Here is a 3,677-nt window from a genome sequence, read left to right on the forward strand (position 1 = left end):
CCTTTGATAATACAGAGTATAGATCTATTAATTATATAAATAGGTTTACACTAACTATTAATATCGAGGAGATTTAATATGAATTTTATTGATTGCATAAAGTTTTTTATTCCAATAAATTTTTTGACTATTTATTTTTTGATGAATATTAGAAATATATATTTTTCTTTATTAATAATTATCATATTTTGCATTAGAATATTTAATTTGACAACAAAAGCTTATCATAATATTCCTGAGAATTATAAAAGATATGTAGAAAAATACATTCCTAAAAATTTAAATATTTCTTTTGAAGAAAACTTTGTTATTCACTATATAGAAAGTACAAGGAGAAGAGCAGTTTTTATGAAGGAATATGGAATAAAAATAGTATTTATATCAACTATATTTATGATCATTATAAATAAAATATATAGTGGACGTATTTTTGACTATATTGTGGATGTGGTAATCTATATATTTACTATTTTTATTATATTATGGATGTTTATAATTTTATATTATGATATTAAATCATATAATGGATATAAATCTATATATAATAAAGTTGAAAAAGAAATTGATAAGTTTCTTATATGGAAAAGCATCTTAGTTTTATTAACACAGCTAATTGCCGTTATTTTTATGCGCACGAAAGTAAATATATAAAATAAAACTCCCCCATTATAAGTCTTATAATGGGGGAGTTTTTTATAAAAACTTACTCTTAAGATTATTCCAATACATATTTTTATCAAAGTTTAACTTTTTAATAGTCTTGTCAGAAATTTTCAAATCAATATTTGTAATATTATTATATTTAAATTCAACGCCATCATTGATGACTAAAATTGAATTTTCATATCTAAGTTCTGGTTTAATAGATATAGTCATATCACCTGGTATTACTGCACTATTTGCTAAGGACCTATAAGCCTTTGAACTAATAGGAGATAGAGGAGTAAGCTGCAATGTATTTAAAGATGGATAAATTATACTTCCTCCACTGGAAAAATTATATGCAGTACTGCCTACAGGTGTTGAGATAACAACTCCATCACCACTAAAACGTTCTAAATGATTGTCATCTACTAATATTTCTAAGTGAACTACTTTTGATTTAATTCCTTTAATAGCTATTTCATTAACACCTGTGAGAAAAAAACATTTATTTTTCGTGCATATATTAGCACTGACTAATGAAATTTCCTCTACTATATAATCATTATCCATGTATTTATCTATGAAGTCATCTATATTTTCAGGTAGGATTTCTTGGAAAAAACCTAGATGTCCAGTGTTTATTCCAACGAACGGAATTTTAGGGAACTTATTGCGATGTATAGCCCTCAGGAAGGCACCATCACCACCTACGCAAATATTAAGTTCTGCATTATTGCTATAGTTTTCAGATATCTGGAAACCTTTATTTTTAAGCTTTTCTGATAAAAGCTGAGATGTTTTCTTTGATTCAAAATTGTAATTTGAAATAATATTTATTATTCTATTATCTGTAAGATTCACGAATTGACCTCCTAAATGGTTTTAGCCTTTAAAATTAAATAAAATTTGATATAATTAGTTTACCAATATTATATAATAAAGATAAGAAGATTTGGAGGAAAATATGAATTTATTTGAAGAAAGTGAAAATGTTGTTATTTTTAAAGTAGATGAAGAGGGATTAGATTTAGAAGAGTTTCTTTCTAGTAATGATATATCAGGACGACTATTTAGAAAACTATATAAGGCAAAGAATATTTATGTAAATGGTAAATTTAGGAGAAAGAGATTGATACTTGAAAAAGGGGATATAGTCTCTATTTATATGGAAGATGAAGATGAAAATACAACTCCAGAAAAGATGGATATAAATATTGTCTATGAGGATTTTGACCTTTTGATTTTAAACAAACAACCAAATATAGTTGTACATCCAACAAAATCACATCAGGAAAATACTTTATCCAATGGAATAGCATATTATTTTAAGGAAAAAGGTATAAAAAAGAAAATAAGATTTGTCAATAGACTAGATATGAATACTACAGGGATATTAATAGTTGCTAAAAATTCTTTTGCTCACCAGCAAATGGCTTTACAGTTTGAATCTAATAAGGTAGAAAAGAAATATCAGGCAATAGTAGATGATATTGTAGAAAAGGATGAAGATTATATAGATTTACCAATTGGTAGAGAAGAAGAGAAAAGTATTATAAAGATAGTAATAGAGGAAGGTCAAGATGCATTAACTAAATATAATGTTCTTGAAAGATATAAAGATGCCACTTTGCTTGATGTACAAATATTTACAGGAAGGTCACATCAAATTAGAGTGCATTTAAACCATATAGGGCATCCTATAATCGGAGATAGTCTATATAATGAAGAAAGTCTTTATATAGATAGGCAAGCTCTCCATTCATACTATTTAAAAGTAAAACATCCTAGAACAAAAGAGGATATAGAGTTTATTGCTCCTTTGCCTAGGGATATGGAAAAACTAATAAAGCATTTAAAGAATAAGTAAATTACTTATTCTTTAGATGCTCTTTCTATTACTTCTATTTTTTTATTTTCTTTGCTTTTTTCCTGTTTTGGTGAATTTAGGACTTTCATTATCTCCATCATTTTACTCATTTCTTTAAGTTTATCGTTGTTTTTTTGAGCATCATTGCTCATTAGAGGTGTAAGTATATCCATTAACTGAGCAGGATTTTTTAGTCCATCTTGGCTACTCATTACAGAAGTCAATACTGAAAACATTTTTTTATACATATCCATATTTATAATTAAATCCATGACCATGCCAACATTTTTAGTTTCAGATTTATGAGCTTCTTTTTGTAATACATTTATTATTTTATTTAATCTATCTTTATTGTTATCTACAGCTATTGGTTCTTTAATATACTGATAGTCATCATCTCTCATAAAATCAACTAATTCATTTATTTTCATAATACGCTCAGTAAACAATATTGATTTATTTATTAAAGGTATGTAATGTTCAGGAAAATATACCCCTATTTTTTTTACCATTTTAATCTTTTCTGAAGTGTATTTGACGTCGATTTCCATATCGTTTATAAAACTTCCTAAGGAATTGAGTCCTGTTAATTTGTTACCTTGGTTTTTTCCAGCTACCATAAGTAATATAAATATTAAAAGATTGTTATCCAAAACTAGTCCCCCCTTGAATATAGATATAATACTTATTATATGCAAAGCCAAATTAATAGTTGCAATATCTTTTAGTAATATATCTATTTTATGTTTCATAAATTATGATATAGGAAAAGGAGGGGAAAAGATGAAAGATAAAAAAGTTAAAAATATTATTGACAATATGGAGGGGTATAGTCCTAGTGATAAAGAAATTTCAATGATTGAAAACCTTGCAGATAAGTACATGGATAAATCAGAGGAAGATATATTTGTAGAGATCATAAAGGTAAAATCTGATATGGAAGAACAAATAAGTGATGAACAATATGAAGAGATAATGGAAAAGTTGGAAGCCATTCGACCAATGTTAAGTGATGAACAAAATGCTAAATTGGATAAAGTATTAGATTTATTAAATGGAGATAAATAAGATAAGGAAGGGTATAAACCCTTCTTTTTTGTGGATAAAAACAATATATAGTTTGCAACAAAGATTTTACATTTGAACACAAAGACGATTTATGACA

The 3,677-nt window shown here is 26.3% G+C and carries 5 protein-coding genes; 3 read left to right on the forward strand and 2 right to left on the reverse strand.

Annotated elements, in window-relative coordinates; genetic code table 11:
• Positions 1–78 precede the first annotated feature (78 nt).
• A complete protein-coding gene (locus ABWP20_RS18325) occupies positions 79–651 on the forward strand; it encodes a hypothetical protein (RefSeq protein WP_353097813.1) in 573 nt (190 codons plus the stop codon).
• 42 nt (positions 652–693) lie between these two features.
• Here the strand turns inward: ABWP20_RS18325 and ABWP20_RS18330 are convergent, their stop codons facing one another.
• Positions 694–1,506 (reverse strand): NAD(+)/NADH kinase, encoded by an 813-nt coding sequence (locus ABWP20_RS18330; RefSeq protein WP_353097814.1) that lies wholly within the window; start codon positions 1,504–1,506, stop codon positions 694–696.
• 103 nt (positions 1,507–1,609) lie between these two features.
• Here ABWP20_RS18330 and ABWP20_RS18335 point away from each other — a divergent pair, with 103 nt between their 5' ends.
• The gene (locus tag ABWP20_RS18335; RefSeq protein ID WP_353097815.1) at positions 1,610–2,512 is read left to right on the forward strand and encodes an RluA family pseudouridine synthase; all 903 of its coding nucleotides are present in this window, start codon (positions 1,610–1,612) and stop codon (positions 2,510–2,512) included.
• Between the two features lie 5 nt (positions 2,513–2,517).
• On the opposite strand, the gene ABWP20_RS18340 is transcribed toward ABWP20_RS18335, so the two are convergent.
• Complete coding sequence (locus tag ABWP20_RS18340; protein ID WP_353097817.1) at positions 2,518–3,165, reverse strand: hypothetical protein; 648 nt, start codon at positions 3,163–3,165, stop codon at positions 2,518–2,520.
• Between the two features lie 130 nt (positions 3,166–3,295).
• Between ABWP20_RS18340 and ABWP20_RS18345 the strand changes: the two genes are divergently transcribed.
• Complete coding sequence (locus tag ABWP20_RS18345; RefSeq protein WP_353097818.1) at positions 3,296–3,580, forward strand: hypothetical protein; 285 nt, start codon at positions 3,296–3,298, stop codon at positions 3,578–3,580.
• Positions 3,581–3,677 lie beyond the last annotated feature (97 nt).

It is taken from the genome of Tissierella praeacuta (assembly GCF_040396155.1).
In the GTDB taxonomy this organism is placed as follows: Bacteria; Bacillota; Clostridia; order Tissierellales; family Tissierellaceae; genus Tissierella; species Tissierella praeacuta_A.

What these genes read in the sequence shown, in the direction of transcription:
- ABWP20_RS18335 (WP_353097815.1), top strand. Translation starts at nt 1,610, where the DNA reads ATGAATTTATTTGAAGAAAGTGAAAATGTTGTTATTTTTAAAGTAGAT.
- ABWP20_RS18325 (WP_353097813.1), top strand. Translation starts at nt 79, where the DNA reads ATGAATTTTATTGATTGCATAAAGTTTTTTATTCCAATAAATTTTTTG.
- ABWP20_RS18345 (WP_353097818.1), top strand. Translation starts at nt 3,296, where the DNA reads ATGAAAGATAAAAAAGTTAAAAATATTATTGACAATATGGAGGGGTAT.